Here is a 17254-nt window from a genome sequence, read left to right as displayed (position 1 = left end):
ATAGGGTGCTTCTCGTGGTGCGATTCAATCCCAAGGCCCGCCTCGACACCTCCCGCATGCGCGATGCCGGAAGCGGCGGCGGAGGCGGTGGCCTGGGCGGCGGTCTGGGCGGCGGCGGGATGCGGCTGCCGATCCCCGGCGGCAAGGGCGGCGCGGGCGGCATCGTGGTGCTGCTGGTGATCGTCGTGGCCGGCTACTTCCTCGGCATCAACCCGCTCGGCGGCGGCGCCAACGTCTACTCGCCCGCGCGGCTGAGCGACGCCCAGCAGGGCACCGACCGCTACGCCAACTGCCTGACCGGCGACGACGCCAACAACAGCCCCGACTGCGCCCGGGTGGCGATCGAGAACTCGCTGACCAGCTACTGGTCGAAGGAGCTCGGCAGCAGGTTCCACCCGGAGAAGGCGATGGTCACCTTCACCGGCAGCGTCGACACCGGCTGCGGCGCGGCATCGTCCGCGGTGGGGCCGTTCTACTGCCCGACCGACGAGACCATCTATCTCGACACCAGCTTCTTCAAGGACGTCCTGCAGAACCAGCTCGGCGGCCCGACCGGGCAGTTCGTCGAGTACTACGTCCTCGCCCACGAGTACGGCCATCACGTCTCCAACCTGCTCGGCTTCATGGGCAAGGTCCGCAGCCAGCAGACCGGCCCGCAGAGCGACGGCGTCCGGCTCGAGCTGCAGGCCGACTGCTACGCCGGGCTCTGGGCGCAGCACGCCACGTCGACCGACGACGCGTCCGGCGAGAAGCTCCTCCTCGACCTCACCCAGGAGGACATCGACCAGGCGATCGAGGCTGCCAAGTCCGTCGGCGACGACTACATCCAGAAGCGCAGCGGCGGCCGGGTCAACCAGGAGGCCTGGACCCACGGCTCGTCGGAGCAGCGCAAGAAGTGGTTCATGGTCGGCTACGACAAGGGCACCGTCGACGCCTGCGACACCTTCTCGGCGCCGCGCGTCTGATCTCCTCCTGTCCAGGTCCGGTCCTGGCCGCTCGCGGCCGGGACGCTAGAGCTCGAGCAGGGCCTCCATGTGCCCGAAGGTCCGCTGCAGCGCGCGCAGGTGGGGCGCGACGGCGGGATGGCGGTACTTGCCGGCCAGCGCGCCCTCGCCCCCGGCGACCCGCGCGAGCGCCCACTCGGCGCGGGTGAGCGCGGTGTAGACCGACGTGATCCGCGCGCCGGTGACGACGTCGTCGCGCTCGGCGATCCCGTCGGGCAAGCCGAGCAGGTAGGCGTCGAGCAGCGGCTCGAACTCCTCGCGCGCCGACAGCGACAGATAGCCGAGGTCGCCGCCGACGGGTCCGTGGCCGAGGGTCCCCCAGTCGATGGCAAGGACCTCGTCGTCCTCGCGGCCGGGCAGGTTGCGGTGCGTCGGGTCGCCGTGCTGCGGGACCTGGGGCAGCCGTTCGAGCACCGCCAGCATCGACTCGCGGCGGGTCCAGAGGTGCTCGGCGACGTCGGCGACCGTCGTCCGGGCGAGGGTGGTCCAGCCGCCGTTGCGTGCCACCCGGGCGAGCCGGTCGCGCAGCAGGTCGCTCGCCAGGAAGGTCGGGTGGCCGATCTCGGCGCCGGCGAAGCGGCCGAGCGCGAGGGCGAGAAAGAGTCCGCTGGACGCGGCGTCCTCGACCCAGTCCCGGACGATGGTGACGCCCTCGTCGTCCTCCTCGACCGATGCGGGCGCCGAGCGCAGGCCCGGCGTCCGCCCGGTCAGCCCGGTGAGCAGGACGTCGGCCTCGCGCCGCCAGTAGCCGATGTGCCCGCGGTCGGACAGCACCGCCGGGTCGCCGGGCCCGGGCGCGCCGAGCCGCTTGACGACGACGGGGCGACCGCCGAGGGCGGTCCGCCACACGCCGACGGTGGAGGTCCCGGTAGCACCGGGGACCGCCACCCAATCCGGCTCGGGCTGCCACATGGTGGGCAAACTAGCCGATATCACGCTCGCGGAAGCGCCACCACGCCACGCCCAGCAGGACGGCGGCGACCGCGCTCAGCCCGCCGGCACTCCCCCAGTCCCACGCGGCGGCCGGCAGCAGCGGCACGTGCGCGTACGGCGACAGCCCCGTCAGCCACCCCGGCAGGTGCAGCAGGTCGCCCAGCAGGCTGAGCGTCAGGAAGGCCGCGGGCCACACCCAGACCAGCGCCGCCCACCGCGTCCCCAGCGCCAGGCTCAGCGCCGCGAGAGCGCCGACGACCCACGCGGCGGGCGCCCACGCGAGCGCCGCGACGAGGAGGTTGCCGATGCCAGGGCCGTCGGCCGCGACGTACCCGATCCAGAGCCCGGCGCCGGTCACCAGCAGCAGCCAGGCGGTGCCGGCGAGCGCCAGGACGGCGGTCGCCGCGAACCACCGGGTGCGGCTGGTGCCGCCCGCGAGGACCAGCTCGGCCCGCCCGTCGGACTCGTCGCGCGCCGAGTGACCGACGACCGTCGCCGCGAAGTAGGTGAGCACGACGGCCGTGATCGACAGGATCGCCGAGACCAGCGCGCCACCGAGCTCGTCGATGATCGACTGCGCGGTCGCCGAGTCGAGCAGGTCGCCGATGCCCGGCGCGATCATCCCGAAGACGGCACCGAGGACGGCGGCCGCGCCGCTCCACAGCATCAGGGTGGTCGCGTGCACCTTCAGCGCCAACGAGAAGGCGTCGGCGAGACGCGGCGCGCCGGACGCCGGACCGGGCCGCGCCGCGACCAGCCCCGCACCGAGATCGCGGCGGCTGCGCAGCGCGACCGCGACCCCGGCGAGGGCCGCCGCGAGGGCCGGGTAGGCGAGCAGCAGCCACCAGCGCGTGTCGCCGTACGCACGGACCTGGGTGTTCCACCCCAGCGGCGACAGCCGGCTCACCCACGCCGGGCCGGTGTCGCCGACCGCGCGTAGCACGAAGAGCACGCCGATCGCGCCGGCGGCGAAGCCGGCGCAGGTCCGCGCGCTCGCCGAGAGCTGCGCGGCGACCAGCCCGATGCCCGCCGCGACCAGCGCCGAGCCGGCCCACATCGCGCCGAACGCGACCGAGCCTCCGACGTCGAGCCCACCGACGACATTGCCGAGCGCGGTGAGCAGACCGAGGACGACGGCCAGCAGCACCGCCTCGACGGCCGCCGCCATGAGCGGGGCGTCGCGGCCGATCGCGGTGCCGCCGACCAGCTCGGTGCGGCCGGTCTCCTCCTCGACGCGCGTGTGGCGGCGGACGATCGCGATGAACAGCGCGGCCGCGAAGAGGGCGTACAGGACCGTCATCTTGGTCATCGCCAGCTCGCCCTCGCTGCTGACGTCGACGATCGGGCCGTAGAGCGCGACGATCGCGGGGCTGGCGTTGATCGCCTCGGCGGCTCGGATCCGCTCGGCGGCACTGGAGTAGAGGCTCGGGGTGGCGGCCGCCGACGCGATGCTCATCAGGACCAGGACGCCGATCGCGACCGGCGCGAGGATCCGGTCGCGGCGCAGCCCGACCCGGAGCAGCAGGGACCAGCCGTCGGTCCTCATCGGCCCGCGCCCGCCCGGTCGCGGTAGGCGTCGAGGAAGAGCTCCTCGAGGCTCGGCGGGCTGCTCGTCAAGGTGGTGACGCCGGCGTCGGTGAGCGCGCGCAGGACCTGCGGGAGGACGTCGGGCTCGACCGAGCAGCTGACTGCCGTACCGTCGCCGGCGGGCTCGACGGACAGGTCGTGGACGCCCGCGATCGAGCCGAGGTCGGGCGCGGCCGCGGCGACCGTGGCGACGACCTTGGTCCGGTGGAGGTGGCGCAGCGAGCTGAGCGTCCCCGTCTCGACGACCCGCCCCTCGCGGATGATGGTGACCCGGTCGGCCAGGCGTTCGACCTCGCTCAGGATGTGGCTCGACAGCAGGACCGTCGCGCCACGGGCGGTCGCCTCGGCGACGCACTCGTTGAAGACCTGCTCCATCAGCGGGTCGAGGCCGGAGGTCGGCTCGTCGAGGATGAGCAGGTCGGGGTCGGTGGCGAAGGCGGCGACGAGCGCGACCTTCTGCCGGTTGCCCTTGGAGTAGGCGCGCCCACGCTTGGTCGGGTCGAGGCTGAACCGCTCGATCAGCTCGGCGCGCCGTGACGTCCCCGGGTCGGCGCCGCGCATCCGGATCAGCAGGTCGAGGGTCTCGCCGCCGCTCAGGTTGGGCCACAGACTGACGTCGCCGGGGACGTACGCGAGCCGCCGGTGAAGCCGCGCGGCGTCCGCCCAGGGATCGCCGCCGAGCAGCCGCACCTCCCCCGCGTCGCGCCTCAGCAGCCCGAGCAGCACCCGGATCGTCGTCGACTTGCCCGCCCCGTTGGGCCCGAGGAAGCCGTGGACCTCGCCCGGCTCGACGACCAGGTCGAGCCCATCGAGGGCCCGGAACGAACCGAACGTCTTCACGAGGCCGCGGACCTCGATGAGGGGACTCGTCATGCGTCCATCATGCTGCGCATCGGGGCGATGCCGTGGGAGCCACGTGCCCGCGAGAGAATCCACCCATGCAGATCGCGCCCGACGACCCGCGCCGGCCCGACGTCCTCGCCCTCCTCGAGGAGCACCTCGCCGACATGTACGCGACCTCGCCGGCCGAGAGCGTCCACGCGCTCGACCCCGACGCGCTCGCCGCGCCCGGCATCACCTTCTGGACCGCCCGGTCCGACGACGAGCTGCTCGGCTGCGTCGCCCTCAAACGGCTCTCAGGCGAGCACGTCGAGCTCAAGTCGATGCGGACGGCGACCGCCGCCCGCCGTCGCGGCGTCGCCGGCCGACTCCTCGACCACGTCGTCGGCGAGGCGCGCTCGCGCGGCCATCGTCGGATCAGCCTCGAGACCGGCACCGAGGACTACTTCGCGCCGGCTCGAGCGCTCTATGTCGCCCGCGGCTTCGCCGAGTGCCCGCCGTTCGAGGGCTATGCGCTCGACCCCAACAGCGTCTTCCTGACCCTGGCGCTCTAAGCCCCGCACGCGCCGTCAGTCCTCCACGCCGAGGCGCCCCTTTGATCCGCGACGGTTGCCGACCATCTCTTGTGTCGACCGCGGACCTGTCGTACGGTCGCGCACCCGATGTTACTTGGGGTCACAGACAATCTCGGTCACGCCGAGCCGAAAGGGGTATGACATGAACTGAAGCGCGCTGGCCTCTACCGCGGTCGTCGCAACATCAGCGACCGCTGCCGTCTTCGGGCTCTGCGCCCCGGCCCACGCAGACCACCGGCCCTGGCCGGACCACCTTGCGGAACCGGATCGCGGCACGCACACGTTCTGCTTCTCAGACATCAATCCGATGGGCACCGCAGCCAAGTCCCGCGCGCGCTACTCGATGGACAACAAGGACGGTCTCATGGCCCAGACCGTGGTCGACACTCGCGAGGATCCGTGTGGCGCGGCGACCGACATCGTCTTCCGCCAGGTCGACCTCGGACCGAGCACCTTGGGCGACACCAAGTGCCTCAAACGCAACGACGTCAACCGCTGCGACCAATGGCGGATCCGCGTCAACGTCAACCTGATCGACGCCACCGCGACGAACAGCGGATCCGAGATCCGCCACACCTTGTGCCACGAGATCGGGCACACCGTTGGGTTGTGGCACTACGGATTCGGCGACCCATATACCGGCCCAGCAGATAGGAACGGCGCCGACAACTGCTTGATGAGCGGGCTGGCCGACGGCGGTCAGCCCTGGACTCGTTCCTACGGCCCCCACGACATCGTCGCCGTCAACACGAACTGGTGAGGCCAGGTCCCATCATGATCCAGAAGAAGACACCGCGTGCCCTGCTGATCCTGTCGCTGGCCCTGACCGGTTGCGCCGAGACACGAGCAGGCGCACTCCACGCAGACGACGGCGCAGCGCGCGCACCGCGGGTCTATGCGCAGGATGCGATCCTCGACGGGGCGGGCTCGGCCGACTTCCTGTCCGAACCGTCGCCGCGCGCCGTCGCCGCGAAGTCGCGTTTCGTCCTCGAGGGCGTGGTCGACGGCTTGGCCGACGGCCGCTCGGAAGTGCAGACCAACGAGCAAGGTCAGTCCGAACGCGATCGGTTCGTGGTGATTCGCGTCCGAGTGAGCAATGTCCTCAAAGGCTCGCGAGCGAAGTTTCCCGGCGGCATCGCCTACCTGACGCTGCCCCGGGGCGTTCAGACCTACGACCAGACCGGCACGATCGTCCCAGGCGGCGATGTCGCGGTGCCCATCGACGCCTTCCAGCACGACATTCCCCCGGGCGCCCGCATTCTCGTCTTGGCCTCGCCGGTCAGAGGCGCCGAGGGCACGTCGATGTGGCGTGCGCGTGCCGGCGTACTCGACGCGTCCACCCCCATCGTGGACGTCTCCAATCCACAGACGATCCTGCTCGATCGCGGCCCGGAATCGTCCGTCCGCGGATGGCAGAACGACCCGAGTCTCACCTTCGACCACGCACTGTCGCAGGTGCGGTCAGCACTCGGCGCCACGCCCTAGCTAGGCGTTCGTCACCTCGACCACCAGCGCCTGCGCATCGAGGATCGCCTGATCCAGCACCGCCCGCCGCGGATCGGGTACGGCGAGCCACGGCCCCACCGTCGTCACCCGCGCCAGCCGTGGGTCGGCCAGCACCTCGGCGACCGCCGACCGGTCGCCGCCCGTGACCACGACAGACGCGCCTGCCAGGATCCGCGCGGCATGCTCGGCCGCGGCGGCGTATGCGTCGCGCGCCTGGTTGGCCCGGCGCCGCGCGAACCGCTGCTGCGACTGCCCGCCGGCCTTGGTCCGGCCCTGGACGTGTCGCTGCCCGACCTTGCTCTCCACCAGCCGCGCTCCCTCGAGCCGCGCGACCGCGAAGCCACCCTTGCGCACCAGCAGCACGCCCCAGCGTTCGGGCGCGACGGCATGGTCGGCGAGCCCGGTGGGCGGACCGTCGTACGGAAGGTCGAAGGGCAGCCGGGCGGTGAACCACGACCCGTCCGGCGCGCTCGCGCGGAGCCCGCCGTCCGCGACGGTGAGCTCGGGCTCGCCGTGCGAGCCGGCGAAGTTGGCGAGCCAGCGCGGCCAGCGAGCAGGCGGGACGAGGACCTCGGGCACGCGCTGACACTACCGACGAGAACGTGTTCTAATTCAGCCCATGCCGAAGACGCTCACGATGCACCCGTGCGAGCCGGTCGGGATCGACTTCGTCGACACGGCGCCCTACCGCTACGCCAACAGCGTCGACCTCGCCATCACGCCCGAGCAGCTCTTCGAGGTGCTCGCCGACGCCGACGCGTGGCCGCGCTGGGCGAGCGTCATCACCCACGTCGCGTGGACCACGCCGCTCCCCCGCGACGTCGGCACCCGCCGGACGGTCACCATGCGCGGTGGACTGATCGGCGACGAGGAGTTCCTCGCCTGGGAGCCGCCGACGATGATGTCCTTCCGGTTCAACGAGGCGTCGACGCGGACGGTCTGCGCGTTCGCCGAGCGGTACGACGTCGTACCGACCGCGGGCGGGTGTCGGCTGACCTGGACCCTCGCGCTCGACGTCCGCGGGGCGTCGAAGGTGGGCATGCCGCTGGGCCGGCCGGTGATGAATGCGGTGTTCCGGCGGTTCCTCACCAACCTGCGGCGGTACACGGACGAGCGGTTCGCCGGGGCCTGAGAATTGCGGTTTGGGACCAAACCGCAACGTTTTCGGCCCCGGAGCGTGCAGTATCTGCCCAATCGACGCACCCCGACGTCCCGCCGACCCCCACCCAAAAACACGAGAAGGCGGGCCGAAGCCCACCCCCGTGCACGTCCAGCTCAGACGTTGAAGCCCAGCGCCCGCAGCTGCTCGCGGCCGTCGGGCGTGATCTTGTCGGGACCCCACGGCGGCATCCAGACCCAGTTGATCGCGACGTCGTTGACCAGGCCCTCGAGCGCCGACTCGGTCTGGTCGGTGATCACGTCGGTCAGCGGGCAGGCCGCGGAGGTCAGCGTCATGTCGAGGACGACATTGGTGCCCTCGTCGACGTGGATGCCGTAGACCAGGCCGAGGTCGACGACGTTGATGCCGAGCTCGGGGTCGACGACGTCCTTCATCGCCTCCTCGATGTCGGCGAGCGCGACGTTGGAAGACGCGTTGGTGCCGGCGAGCCCCGCCTCGGGGACCTCGGGCAGGTCGCTGTTGTCGATGGACTCGGTCATCACTTGTCTCCTCCTGCGACGACCTGCGCCGTCGCGTCCTTCCATGCCATCCACGACAGCAGCGCGCACTTCACGCGGGCCGGGAACTTCGCCACGCCGGCGAACGCGATGCCGTCCTCGAGGACGTCCTCGTCGGGGACCACCGTGCCCTTGCCCTGCATCAGGGTCAGGAACTCCTGGTGGATCGCCATCGCATCGTCGACGCTCTTGCCGACGACGAGGTCGTAGAGCACCGACGCCGAGGCCTGCGAGATCGAGCAGCCGAGGGCGTCGTACGACACGTCGGCCACGACGCCGTCGGCGACGTGGACGCGCAGGGTCACCTCGTCACCGCACGTGGGGTTGACGTGGTGCACCTCGGCCTCGTGGGCCTCGCGCAGCCCCTTGCCGTGCGGGTTCTTGTAGTGGTCGAGGATGATCTCCTGGTAGAGCGCATCCAGATCCTGGGCAGTCATCCTCAGTCCAACTTGAAGTAGGAACGGGTGTATTCCAGCGCCTCGACGAGGGCGTCGATCTCGCGCGGCTCCGTGTAGAGGTACGACGACATGCGCGTCGACGCCTGGACGCCGAAGCGGGCGTGGGCGGGCTTCGCGCAGTGGTGCCCGGCCCGGACGGCGACGCCCCGGCTGTCGAGCACCTGGGCGATGTCGTGCGGGTGGACGCCGTCGAGCTCGAACGAGATCGCGCCGCCGCGCATGGCCGCGTCGAGCGGTCCGAGGATCGTCACGCCGCGGACCGACTGCAGGCCCTCGAGCGCGTACGCCGTGATCGCCCGCTCGTGCGCGTGGATCGCGTCCATGCCGACGTGGGCGAGGTACTCGACCGCCGCGCCGAGGCCGATCGCCTCGACGATCGGCGGCGTGCCGGCCTCGAACTTGTGCGGGATGCCGGCGTAGGTCGACGCCTCCATCCGCACCGTCTCGATCATCTCGCCACCGCCGAGGAACGGCGGGAGCGCGTCGAGCACAGCCCGGGATCCCCAGAGCACACCGATGCCGGTCGGGCCGACGACCTTGTGGCCGGTGAAGGCGACCAGGTCGGGGCGCTCCTCGACCGGCATCGCAGCCAGGTCGATCGGCAACTGCGGCGCGGCCTGCGACGCGTCGACGACGACGATGGCGCCGACCGCGTGCGCGCGGCGGGTGATGTCGGCGATCGGGTTGATCGTGCCGAGCATGTTGGACACCCAGGTCAGTGAGACGACCTTGGTGCGCTCGGTGATCAGCTCGTCGATGTTCGACAGGTCGAGCAGACCCTCGTCGGTGAGCCCGAACCAGCGCAGCGTCGCACCGGTGCGCTGGGTGAGCAGCTGCCAGGGAACGATATTGGAGTGGTGCTCCATCTCGGTGATGACGACCTCGTCACCGGGGCCGACCTGCCGCTCGCCGGCCCAGGCCAGCGTGTTGGCAACCAGGTTGAGCGCCTCGGAGGCGTTCTTGGTGAAGATCACCTCGTCGCGCTCGGGCGCGCCGATGAACGCGGCCACCTTGTCGCGCGCCGCCTCGAACGCCTCCGTCGACTCCGCGCCGAGCTGGTGCATGGCGCGGGCGATGTTGGCGTTGTGCCGCTCCAGGTGGTCGACCATCGTGTCGATGACCACCTGCGGCTTCTGCGAGGTGTTGGCGCTGTCGAGATAGACCAGCGGCAGCCCGCCCGCGAGCGTGCGCTCGAGGATCGGAAAGTCCTTGCGGATGACCGCCAGCTCCGGGAGGAGCCCCTCCAGGGTCATGATCAGGCTCCGGCGGCCGCGCCGACGTACTTCTCGTAGCCGTTGGCCTCGAGCTCCTCGGCGAGCTCGGGACCGCCGGACTCGGCGACCCTGCCGGCGACGAAGACGTGGACCTGGTCGGGCTTGATGTAGCGCAGGATCCGCGTGTAGTGCGTGATCAGCAGGACGCCCTTGCCGTCGCGCTCGCGGAACCGGTTGACGCCCTCGGAGACGACCTTGAGCGCGTCGATGTCGAGGCCGGAGTCGGTCTCGTCGAGGATCGCGACCTTGGGGTCGAGCAGGTCGAGCTGGGCGATCTCGTGGCGCTTCTTCTCACCACCGGAGAAGCCCTCGTTGACCGAGCGCTGCGAGAAGGTCGGGTCGAGGTTCATCCGGTCGAGGACCGCGTTGACATCCTTGACCCAGGTGCGCAGCTTGGGCGCCTCACCGTCGATGGCGGTCTTGGCGGTGCGCAGGAAGTTGGCGACCGAGACGCCGGGGACCTCGACGGGGTACTGCATCGCGAGGAAGAGACCGGCGCGGGCGCGCTCGTCGACCGTCATCGCGAGGACGTCCTCGCCGTCGAGGGTCACCGTGCCACCGGTGATCTCGTAGCGCGGGTGGCCGGCGATGGAGTAGGCCAGCGTCGACTTGCCCGAGCCGTTGGGGCCCATGATCGCGTGGGTCTCGCCGTCCTTGATGGTCAGCGTGACGCCCTTGAGGATCTCCTTGGGACCGTCCTCGGTCTGCACCTGGACCTGCAGGTCCTTGATCTCGAGCGTGCTCATGCGGGGGTGACTCCGTTCAGGGTGGTCTCGACGTCGACGAAGACGTCGCCGTCACGTACTTCTACGGGGAAGGTGGCGACCGGCTCGGTCGCCGGGAGGCCGGTGGGCTTGCCGGTGCGCAGGTCGAAGGTGGACCCGTGCAGCCAGCACTCGATGGTGCAGTCCGCGACTTCGCCCTCGGAGAGGGAGACGGAGGCGTGGGAGCACAGGTCCTGCAGCGCGTAGACCTCGTCGCCGTCGCGCGCGATCGCGACGTCGTAGCGGTCGACGGTGACGGCGAGCGCCTCGTCGGTCGGTACGTCGCTGAGCGCGCAGGCGCGTGCGAAGGCCATCAGTCGAGCTCCGCCAGGACGTGGCGCTGGAGCTCCTCCTCGACCTGAGCCGAGAGCTTCTCGGCCAGCTCGGGGACCTCCACCTTGCGGATCAGGTCGTCGAAGAAGCCGCGCACGACGAGCTTGCGCGCCTCGGCCTCCGAGACGCCGCGCGAGCGCAGGTAGAACAGCTGCTCGTCGTCGAAGCGGCCCACCGCGGAGGCGTGGCCGGCGCCGTCGATCTCGCCGGTCTCGATCTCCAGGTTGGGGACCGAGTCGGCCTGGCAGCCCTCGGTGAGGACGAGGTTGCGGTTCTCCTCGTAGGTCTCGATGCCCTCGGCGACCTTGCGGATCAAGACGTTGCCGATCCACACGGTGTGCGCCTTCTGGCCCTGCAGCGCACCCTTGTAGACCACGTGGGACTTGGTCTTCGGGGCGTTGTGGTCGACGAAGAGCCGGTGCTCGAAGTGCTGGCCGGCGTCGGCGAAGTAGAGGCCGAAGAGCTCGGCCGAGCCGCCGGGGCCGGCGTAGTCGACATTGGTGCTGGTGCGGACCAGGTCGCCGCCGAGGGTGAACTCGAACTGGCGCAGCGTGGCGTCGCGACCCACCCGGGCGTTGATCTGCTCGGCGTGGACGGCGTCGTCGGCCCAGTCGTTGACGTGGACCAGGTCGAGCTGGGCGCCGTCGCCGACGAGCACGGTGGTGAAGCCGTTGTACGTCGTGCTGCCGGTGTGCTCGACCAGGACGACGGCCTTGGCGTGGTTGCCGACCCGGACCACGACGCGCCCGGAGACGATGTCGTCGACCGAGGTGCCGTGCAGGTGGACCCACACCGGGGAGGACAGCTCGGCCTCGGCCGCGATGTCGAGCAGGTGGGCGGTGCCGGCGTTCTTGGCCGCCAGCGCGCCGAGCCGGTCGAACGGGGCGGTGCCGCCGAGCGCGTTCGCCTCGTCGAGGGAGATCTGCGTCAGCGTCACGCCCTCGGGCAGCTCGAGCTTCTGCTCCAGGTGGGCGTCGGCGACGACGTCCTCGAGCAGGCCGCGCAGCCGCTTGAGCGGCGTGAAGCGCCAGATCTCCTCGCGCCCGGTCGGGGCGGGGTGGGCCTCGAGCGCAAAGGTCGGCTCCGGGTGGAGGTGCGACTCGACGTGCTCCATCTCCACCGCGGCCGCGGTGGTCTCGACAGCCGACATCAGCCGACCGCTCCTTCCATCTGAAGCTCGATCAGGCGGTTCAGCTCGAGGGCGTACTCCATCGGGAGCTCCTTGGCGATCGGCTCCACGAATCCGCGGACGATCATCGCCATCGCCTCGTCCTGCTCCATGCCCCGGGACATGAGGTAGAACAGCTGGTCGTCGGAGACCTTCGAGACCGAGGCCTCGTGGCCCATCGACACGTCGTCCTCGCGGATGTCGACGTAGGGGTAGGTGTCGGAGCGGCTGATCTGGTCGACCAGCAGCGCGTCGCACAGCACGTTGGACTTGGAGCCGTGCGCGCCCTCGTTGACCTGGATCAGGCCGCGGTACGACGTACGACCGCCACCGCGGGCGACCGACTTGGACAGGATCGAGCTGGAGGTGTGCGGCGCGGCGTGGACCATCTTGGCGCCGGCGTCCTGGTGCTGGCCCTCGCCCGCGAACGCGATCGACAGCGTCTCGCCCTTGGCGTGCTCGCCCATCAGGTAGACGGCGGGGTACTTCATGGTCACCTTGGAGCCGATGTTGCCGTCGACCCACTCCATCGTCGCGCCTGCCTCGCAGACCGCACGCTTGGTGACGAGGTTGTAGACGTTGTTCGACCAGTTCTGGATGGTCGTGTAGCGGCAGCGGCCGCCCTTCTTGACGATGATCTCGACGACCGCGGAGTGCAGCGAGTCGGAGGAGTAGATCGGCGCGGTGCAGCCCTCGACGTAGTGCACGTAGGCGTCCTCGTCGACGATGATCAGCGTCCGCTCGAACTGGCCCATGTTCTCGGTGTTGATCCGGAAGTAGGCCTGCAGCGGGATATCGACGTGCACACCCTTGGGGACGTAGATGAACGAGCCGCCCGACCACACCGAGGTGTTGAGCGCGGCGAACTTGTTGTCGCCGACCGGGATGACGGTGCCGAAGTACTCCTTGAAGAGCTCCTCGTGCTCCTTCAGCGCGGTGTCGGTGTCGAGGAAGATGACGCCCTGCTCCTCCAGGTCCTCGCGGATCTGGTGGTAGACGACCTCGGACTCGTACTGCGCCGCGACGCCGGCGACGAGGCGCTGCTTCTCCGCCTCCGGGATGCCGAGCTTGTCGTAGGTGTTCTTGATGTCCTCGGGCAGGTCCTCCCAGCTCTGGGCCTGCTTCTCCGTGGACCGCACGAAGTACTTGATGTTGTCGAAGTCGATCGCGCTGAGGTCGGATCCCCACGTCGGCATCGGCTTGCGGTCGAAGAGCTTGAGGCCCTTCAGCCGGAGGTCGAGCATCCAGCCCGGCTCGCTCTTCTTGCCGGAGATGTCGCGGACGACGTCCTCGTTGAGGCCGCGCTTGGCGTTGGCGCCGACGTCGTTCTTGTCGGCCCAGCCGAACTCGTAGCGACCGATCCCCTTGAGCTCCGGGTTCAGTTCTTCGATCGAGGTCATGAGGTGACCTGCTCCTTCTTCTCTCGGGACGAGACCGTTGCGATGTCGGGGATGCACGTGGTGCAGACCCCGTCGCCGTGCGCGATGGTGGCCAGGCGCTGGACGTGGGTGCCGAGCACGCGGCTGATCGCCTCGGTCTCGGCCTCGCACAGCTGGGGGAACTCGTGCGCGACGTGGGAGACCGGGCAGTGCTGCTGGCACAGCTGCTCCCCCACGACCGGCAGCTCTCGGACGGAGGCCGCGTAACCCTCGTCGGAGAAGATCATGGCGAGCACCTCGGCGGGCGAGGAGCCCGGGTGCTCGGCGGCGACCTCGGGGAAGCGCCGCTCGATGAAGGTCGCGCGCCGCTCGGCGAACGCCTTCACGGCGTCGGTGCCGCCCGTCTCGGCGAGGAAGCGCAGCGCCTCGGTGGCCAGGTCGTCGTACTGCTGGTCGAAGCCGTCGCGGCCGTGCTCGGTGAGCGCGAACACCTTCGCCGGCCGCCCCCGCCCCCGCGCACCCATCGGGCGCGGGTCGCGCGCGGTGACGATGCCGTCGGCCAGCATCTGGTCGAGGTGTCGACGCACCGCCGCGGGGGTCAGGTCGAGGCGCTCGGCGAGCGCCGCGGCCGTGGAGGGACCGTTGACCAGGATCGACCGCGCGACGCGCTGGCGCGTCGGCTGGTCGGACTCGGTCGCGAATTCCACAACACCAGTGTGCCGATAATCAGTGGGTGGGTTCAAGGAAGGGTCGCCTTACCCACACTTTTCGGCCGGGTCGAACTGTTGCGGTTTGGTCCCAAACCGCAACCGCGAGGGCCCGAATATTGCGGTTTGGGACCAAACCGCAGAGGTTTCTCCCCCGCTACGTTGCCGTTGGACTGGTATGCCGAAGCCACACCAAACCCGCGACCGGCAGCACCAGCGGCAGGAATCCGTAGCCCTGGCCGAAGTGCGACCACACCGTCTTGTCCGGGAAGAGGTCGGTCGCGAGGTAGCTCAGCGTCCCGACCGACAGCACGCCGAGCAGCTCGATGGTCACCGCGATGCCGGCGATCCGCCAGCCGGTCCGGCCGCCGAGCAGCAGGCAGGTGGTCGCCACCAGGTAGAGGACGGCGGCGACCAGCGACAGCGAGTACGCCAGCGGCGCCTTGCCCGGCTCGAGGCCCAGCTGGACGGCGGAGCGCCCGGTCGCAGCGACCGCGAACAGGCCGTAGACGAAGACCAGCGCCCGACCCCAGCCGTGCGACAACGCCGCCACCTCGCCGCGCTCCCCCGCCCCCTCGGCCCCCGAGGCACCCGGAACGTCAGGCATGCGGACCTCCCCACACATCCCACAGCCGCAGCTCCAGCCCCGCCACCGTCACGACCGCGAGCAGCAGGATCGTCGTCCCCACGCGCGAGCGCTCGGCGAGCGAGAAGAACGCCGCGACGACCGGGATGATCGCGTTGGTGACCAGATAGCTCACGAAGACGGCGCCCTCGATGTCGCGGCTGGTGCGCGAGAGCGCCACCACCCCGACGACGAGCTGGACGAGCATGAGCAGCTCGACGACGGCCAGCGCGATGTAGTGGGAGTCCTGCGCGGCGCGGTCGCGGATCAGGTCGACGACGAGGAGCACCGCGGCCAGGCCGGCGACGACGAGCGCCGCGCCGTAGAGCCAGGAAGTCACGGCCGCCAGCGTAGGGCGCGCGGCGGCGGCGAAACAAAGCGCCATCGAAGAGGCCTCTCGCGCAAGAATCTTGTGCCGCAGCGCAACTCACGTTGCTTACGTGACGCCGATCACCCCACGTACGGTTTCTCGTCGTGACTTCCACACCGCCCGTCGCCCCGTCGGCCCCGGCCGTCTCCCTCGGCGCCCAGCTCACCCGCCGCAAGCCCGTCGAGCGCCTGGTCGCCGACGCCGGCAGCGGCGAGGGCGGGACGCTGCGCCGCACGCTCGGCGTCTGGCACCTGACCATGATCAGCATCGGCGCGACGCTCGGCACCGGCATCTTCGTGGTGCTCGGCGAGGCGGTCCCGGTGGCCGGCCCCGCGGTCGTCATCTCGTTCGTGCTCGCGGGCGTCATCGCCCTGCTCTCGGCCCTGTCGTACGCCGAGCTGGCCGGCATGATCCCGGCCGCCGGCTCGTCGTACTCCTACTCGTACGCGACGCTCGGCGAGCTCGCCGCGTGGGTCTGCGGCTGGTGCCTCATCCTCGAGTACGGCGTCTCGGTGGCCGCGGTCGCCGTCGGCTGGGGCCAGTACGTCAACGAGCTCCTCGACGCGACGCTCGGCGTCACCATCCCCGACGCCTGGAGCCAGCCGCCGGGCGCCGGCGGCTACTTCAACGTCCCCGCGCTGGTGGTCGTCGTCCTCGCGACCCTGGTCCTGCTCCGGGGCGTCACCGAGAGCGCCCGGGTCAACACCGTGATGGTGGTCGTGAAGATCCTCGCGCTGCTGCTGTTCTGCTCGATCGCGTTCACCGCCTTCCGCGCGGGCAACATGACCCCGCTCTTCCCGCTCGGACTGGCCGGCATGAGCTCCGGCGCGGCGACGCTGTTCTTCTCCTACATCGGCTTCGACGCCGCCTCCACCGCCGGCGAGGAGGCGCGCAACCCGCAGCGCGACCTGCCGCGGGCGATCATGCTGTCGCTCGGCATCGTCACGGTCCTCTACTGCCTGGTCGCGCTGGCCGCGGTCGGCGCACTGCCGTGGCGCCGGTTCGAGGGCACCGAGGCCGCGCTCGCCCGGATCGTCGACAACGCGGGCGGCGGCTCGCTCGCGGTGGGGCTACTGTCGCTGGGCGCGGTCGTCGCCATCGCGAGCGTGGTGCTGACCGTGCTCTACGGCCAGATCCGGATCCTGTTCGCGATGTCGCGCGACGGCCTGGTGCCCCCGATCTTCGCCCGGGTCGACCGGCGTACCGGCGTCCCGCGTGCCAACACCCTGGTCGTCGGCCTCTTCGTCAGCGTCCTCGCCGCCTCGATCCCGCTCGGCGAGCTCGCCAACGCCACCTCGATCGGGACGCTCTTCGCGTTCGCCCTGGTCAACGTCGCCGTCCTGACCCTGCGGCGGACGCGCCCCGACCTGCCGCGGGCGTTCCGGGTGCCGTTCGCGCCCGTCGTACCGATCGCGGGGGCGCTGCTCTGCTGCTACGCGATGCTCAGCCTCGGCCTGTCCACCTGGGTCGTCTTCCTCGGCTGGATGGTGCTCGGCCTGGCCCTGTACGCCGGCTACGGCCGCCACCACTCGCGCCTCAACTCCGACACAATGGGCGCATGCAGCTCGACCAGCTCGACCGACTGATCATCGGCGTCCTCCTCGAGGACGGACGAGCGACCTTCGCCCAGATCGGCGACCAGGTCGGGCTGTCCGCGCCCGCAGTCAAGCGACGGGTCGACCGGCTCGTGTCGTCCGGCGCCATCACCGGCTTCACGGTGCGGGTCGACCCGGCCGTCGTCGGCTGGTCGACGGAGGGGTACGTCGAGATCTACTGCCGCGGCTCGACGACGCCCGGCGAGATCCTCAAGGCCGTCGACAAGCATCCCGAGGTGGTGTCGGCCTCGACGGTCACCGGCGAGGCCGACGCGATCCTGCACATCCTCGCCGCCGACATCCGGCACTTCGAGCAGGTCGTCGAGCGGATCGCGAGCGAGCCGTTCATGGTCCGCACCAAGAGCGAGCTGGTCCTGTCGCCGCTGGTCCGGCGCGAGCAGGGCAGCCTCCCCTCGTAAGCCAACCGCATCCCGCGCAACGGATCACTCATTGTGGCTG

General features: G+C 70.6%; 21 protein-coding genes. 7 read left to right on the top strand and 14 right to left on the bottom strand.

Annotation, left to right across the window (positions count from 1 at the left end):
• Nucleotides 1-17 precede the first annotated feature (17 nt).
• On the top strand, nucleotides 18-965 hold the full coding sequence (gene ypfJ, locus AB4880_RS08640) for a KPN_02809 family neutral zinc metallopeptidase (protein WP_437440497.1): 948 nt from the start codon (nucleotides 18-20) through the stop codon (nucleotides 963-965).
• Nucleotides 966-1010: 45 nt separating this feature from the next.
• Here ypfJ and AB4880_RS08635 read toward each other — a convergent pair whose 3' ends face one another.
• Genes AB4880_RS08635 through AB4880_RS08625 form a run of 3 tightly spaced genes read right to left on the bottom strand, consistent with a single transcriptional unit; the run spans nucleotide 1011 to nucleotide 4397 of the window.
• Entirely contained in the window at nucleotides 1011-1916 is a 906-nt protein-coding gene (locus tag AB4880_RS08635) for a phosphotransferase family protein (protein ID WP_367918810.1), read from the bottom strand.
• A 10-nt stretch (nucleotides 1917-1926) separates the two neighbouring features.
• The gene (locus AB4880_RS08630; protein WP_367918809.1) at nucleotides 1927-3483 is read right to left on the bottom strand and encodes an ABC transporter permease; all 1557 of its coding nucleotides are present in this window, start codon (nucleotides 3481-3483) and stop codon (nucleotides 1927-1929) included.
• Nucleotides 3480-4397 carry an ABC transporter ATP-binding protein gene (locus tag AB4880_RS08625; RefSeq protein ID WP_367918808.1) on the bottom strand — a complete coding sequence of 306 codons (918 nt, stop codon included), beginning with the start codon at nucleotides 4395-4397 and terminating at the stop codon, nucleotides 3480-3482. The genes AB4880_RS08630 and AB4880_RS08625 overlap by 4 nt, the downstream gene beginning before the upstream one ends.
• Nucleotides 4398-4462: 65 nt before the next feature.
• Here AB4880_RS08625 and AB4880_RS08620 point away from each other — a divergent pair, with 65 nt between their 5' ends.
• The 3 genes from AB4880_RS08620 (at nucleotide 4463) to AB4880_RS08610 (ending at nucleotide 6424) form a co-directional block, all read left to right on the top strand.
• Nucleotides 4463-4918 (top strand): GNAT family N-acetyltransferase, encoded by a 456-nt coding sequence (locus AB4880_RS08620; protein WP_367918807.1) that lies wholly within the window; start codon nucleotides 4463-4465, stop codon nucleotides 4916-4918.
• A 385-nt stretch (nucleotides 4919-5303) separates the two neighbouring features.
• A complete protein-coding gene (locus tag AB4880_RS08615) occupies nucleotides 5304-5699 on the top strand; it encodes a zinc metalloprotease (RefSeq protein WP_367918806.1) in 396 nt (131 codons plus the stop codon).
• 14 nt (nucleotides 5700-5713) lie between these two features.
• Nucleotides 5714-6424: a hypothetical protein gene (locus AB4880_RS08610; protein WP_367918805.1), complete on the top strand. Its 711-nt coding sequence runs from the start codon at nucleotides 5714-5716 to the stop codon at nucleotides 6422-6424.
• Here the strand turns inward: AB4880_RS08610 and AB4880_RS08605 are convergent, their stop codons facing one another.
• On the bottom strand, nucleotides 6425-7024 hold the full coding sequence (locus AB4880_RS08605) for an acVLRF1 family peptidyl-tRNA hydrolase (protein ID WP_367918804.1): 600 nt from the start codon (nucleotides 7022-7024) through the stop codon (nucleotides 6425-6427).
• 40 nt (nucleotides 7025-7064) lie between these two features.
• On the opposite strand from AB4880_RS08605, the gene AB4880_RS08600 reads away from it, so the two are divergent.
• Nucleotides 7065-7577, top strand: coding sequence for an SRPBCC family protein (locus AB4880_RS08600; protein ID WP_367918803.1), 513 nt, complete (start codon nucleotides 7065-7067; stop codon nucleotides 7575-7577).
• A gap of 143 nt (nucleotides 7578-7720) precedes the next feature.
• Here AB4880_RS08600 and AB4880_RS08595 read toward each other — a convergent pair whose 3' ends face one another.
• From AB4880_RS08595 to AB4880_RS08550, 10 genes are all read right to left on the bottom strand, one after another.
• Nucleotides 7721-8104 (bottom strand): metal-sulfur cluster assembly factor, encoded by a 384-nt coding sequence (locus AB4880_RS08595; RefSeq protein WP_367918802.1) that lies wholly within the window; start codon nucleotides 8102-8104, stop codon nucleotides 7721-7723.
• Nucleotides 8104-8559, bottom strand: a complete 456-nt coding sequence (sufU, locus tag AB4880_RS08590; RefSeq protein ID WP_367918801.1) for a Fe-S cluster assembly sulfur transfer protein SufU — start codon at nucleotides 8557-8559, stop codon at nucleotides 8104-8106. Before sufU ends, AB4880_RS08595 begins: the two co-directional genes overlap by 1 nt.
• A 2-nt stretch (nucleotides 8560-8561) precedes the next feature.
• Entirely contained in the window at nucleotides 8562-9833 is a 1272-nt protein-coding gene (locus AB4880_RS08585; RefSeq protein ID WP_367918800.1) for a cysteine desulfurase, read from the bottom strand.
• Between the two features lie 2 nt (nucleotides 9834-9835).
• Entirely contained in the window at nucleotides 9836-10600 is a 765-nt protein-coding gene (gene sufC, locus AB4880_RS08580; protein WP_367918799.1) for a Fe-S cluster assembly ATPase SufC, read from the bottom strand.
• Nucleotides 10597-10932: a bifunctional 3-phenylpropionate/cinnamic acid dioxygenase ferredoxin subunit gene (locus AB4880_RS08575; protein WP_367918798.1), complete on the bottom strand. Its 336-nt coding sequence runs from the start codon at nucleotides 10930-10932 to the stop codon at nucleotides 10597-10599. The genes sufC and AB4880_RS08575 overlap by 4 nt, the downstream gene beginning before the upstream one ends.
• A complete protein-coding gene (sufD, locus tag AB4880_RS08570) occupies nucleotides 10932-12101 on the bottom strand; it encodes a Fe-S cluster assembly protein SufD (RefSeq protein ID WP_367918797.1) in 1170 nt (389 codons plus the stop codon). The genes AB4880_RS08575 and sufD overlap by 1 nt, the downstream gene beginning before the upstream one ends.
• A complete protein-coding gene (sufB, locus tag AB4880_RS08565; protein ID WP_367918796.1) occupies nucleotides 12101-13519 on the bottom strand; it encodes a Fe-S cluster assembly protein SufB in 1419 nt (472 codons plus the stop codon). The genes sufD and sufB overlap by 1 nt, the downstream gene beginning before the upstream one ends.
• Nucleotides 13516-14205 carry a helix-turn-helix transcriptional regulator gene (locus AB4880_RS08560; RefSeq protein ID WP_367918795.1) on the bottom strand — a complete coding sequence of 230 codons (690 nt, stop codon included), beginning with the start codon at nucleotides 14203-14205 and terminating at the stop codon, nucleotides 13516-13518. Before AB4880_RS08560 ends, sufB begins: the two co-directional genes overlap by 4 nt.
• A gap of 157 nt (nucleotides 14206-14362) precedes the next feature.
• Nucleotides 14363-14812: a hypothetical protein gene (locus AB4880_RS08555; RefSeq protein WP_367918794.1), complete on the bottom strand. Its 450-nt coding sequence runs from the start codon at nucleotides 14810-14812 to the stop codon at nucleotides 14363-14365.
• On the bottom strand, nucleotides 14805-15170 hold the full coding sequence (locus tag AB4880_RS08550; protein WP_367918793.1) for a hypothetical protein: 366 nt from the start codon (nucleotides 15168-15170) through the stop codon (nucleotides 14805-14807). Before AB4880_RS08550 ends, AB4880_RS08555 begins: the two co-directional genes overlap by 8 nt.
• A 134-nt stretch (nucleotides 15171-15304) precedes the next feature.
• Here AB4880_RS08550 and AB4880_RS08545 point away from each other — a divergent pair, with 134 nt between their 5' ends.
• Together AB4880_RS08545 and AB4880_RS08540 are read left to right on the top strand one after the other, a co-directional pair.
• The gene (locus tag AB4880_RS08545) at nucleotides 15305-16786 is read left to right on the top strand and encodes an amino acid permease (protein ID WP_367918792.1); all 1482 of its coding nucleotides are present in this window, start codon (nucleotides 15305-15307) and stop codon (nucleotides 16784-16786) included.
• The gene (locus AB4880_RS08540; RefSeq protein ID WP_367918791.1) at nucleotides 16759-17214 is read left to right on the top strand and encodes an Lrp/AsnC family transcriptional regulator; all 456 of its coding nucleotides are present in this window, start codon (nucleotides 16759-16761) and stop codon (nucleotides 17212-17214) included. The genes AB4880_RS08545 and AB4880_RS08540 overlap by 28 nt, the downstream gene beginning before the upstream one ends.
• The last annotated feature ends 40 nt before the right edge of the window (nucleotides 17215-17254 follow it).

The sequence above is a fragment of the Nocardioides ginsengisoli genome (assembly GCF_039537225.1).
Lineage (GTDB): Bacteria > Actinomycetota > Actinomycetes > Propionibacteriales > Nocardioidaceae > Nocardioides > Nocardioides ginsengisoli.
This window is presented reverse-complemented; position numbering and strand designations above follow the sequence as displayed.

Coding starts and splice junctions, on each gene's coding strand:
- AB4880_RS08575 (WP_367918798.1), bottom strand. CDS start 10,932: ATGGCCTTCGCACGCGCCTGCGCGCTCAGCGACGTACCGACCGACGAG.
- AB4880_RS08540 (WP_367918791.1), top strand. CDS start 16,759: ATGCAGCTCGACCAGCTCGACCGACTGATCATCGGCGTCCTCCTCGAG.
- AB4880_RS08625 (WP_367918808.1), bottom strand. CDS start 4,397: ATGACGAGTCCCCTCATCGAGGTCCGCGGCCTCGTGAAGACGTTCGGT.
- sufB (WP_367918796.1), bottom strand. CDS start 13,519: ATGACCTCGATCGAAGAACTGAACCCGGAGCTCAAGGGGATCGGTCGC.
- AB4880_RS08595 (WP_367918802.1), bottom strand. CDS start 8,104: ATGACCGAGTCCATCGACAACAGCGACCTGCCCGAGGTCCCCGAGGCG.
- sufC (WP_367918799.1), bottom strand. CDS start 10,600: ATGAGCACGCTCGAGATCAAGGACCTGCAGGTCCAGGTGCAGACCGAG.
- AB4880_RS08620 (WP_367918807.1), top strand. CDS start 4,463: ATGCAGATCGCGCCCGACGACCCGCGCCGGCCCGACGTCCTCGCCCTC.
- AB4880_RS08630 (WP_367918809.1), bottom strand. CDS start 3,483: ATGAGGACCGACGGCTGGTCCCTGCTGCTCCGGGTCGGGCTGCGCCGC.
- AB4880_RS08615 (WP_367918806.1), top strand. CDS start 5,304: ATGGCCCAGACCGTGGTCGACACTCGCGAGGATCCGTGTGGCGCGGCG.
- sufD (WP_367918797.1), bottom strand. CDS start 12,101: ATGTCGGCTGTCGAGACCACCGCGGCCGCGGTGGAGATGGAGCACGTC.
- sufU (WP_367918801.1), bottom strand. CDS start 8,559: ATGACTGCCCAGGATCTGGATGCGCTCTACCAGGAGATCATCCTCGAC.
- AB4880_RS08555 (WP_367918794.1), bottom strand. CDS start 14,812: ATGCCTGACGTTCCGGGTGCCTCGGGGGCCGAGGGGGCGGGGGAGCGC.
- AB4880_RS08635 (WP_367918810.1), bottom strand. CDS start 1,916: ATGTGGCAGCCCGAGCCGGATTGGGTGGCGGTCCCCGGTGCTACCGGG.
- AB4880_RS08585 (WP_367918800.1), bottom strand. CDS start 9,833: ATGACCCTGGAGGGGCTCCTCCCGGAGCTGGCGGTCATCCGCAAGGAC.
- AB4880_RS08610 (WP_367918805.1), top strand. CDS start 5,714: ATGATCCAGAAGAAGACACCGCGTGCCCTGCTGATCCTGTCGCTGGCC.
- AB4880_RS08600 (WP_367918803.1), top strand. CDS start 7,065: ATGCCGAAGACGCTCACGATGCACCCGTGCGAGCCGGTCGGGATCGAC.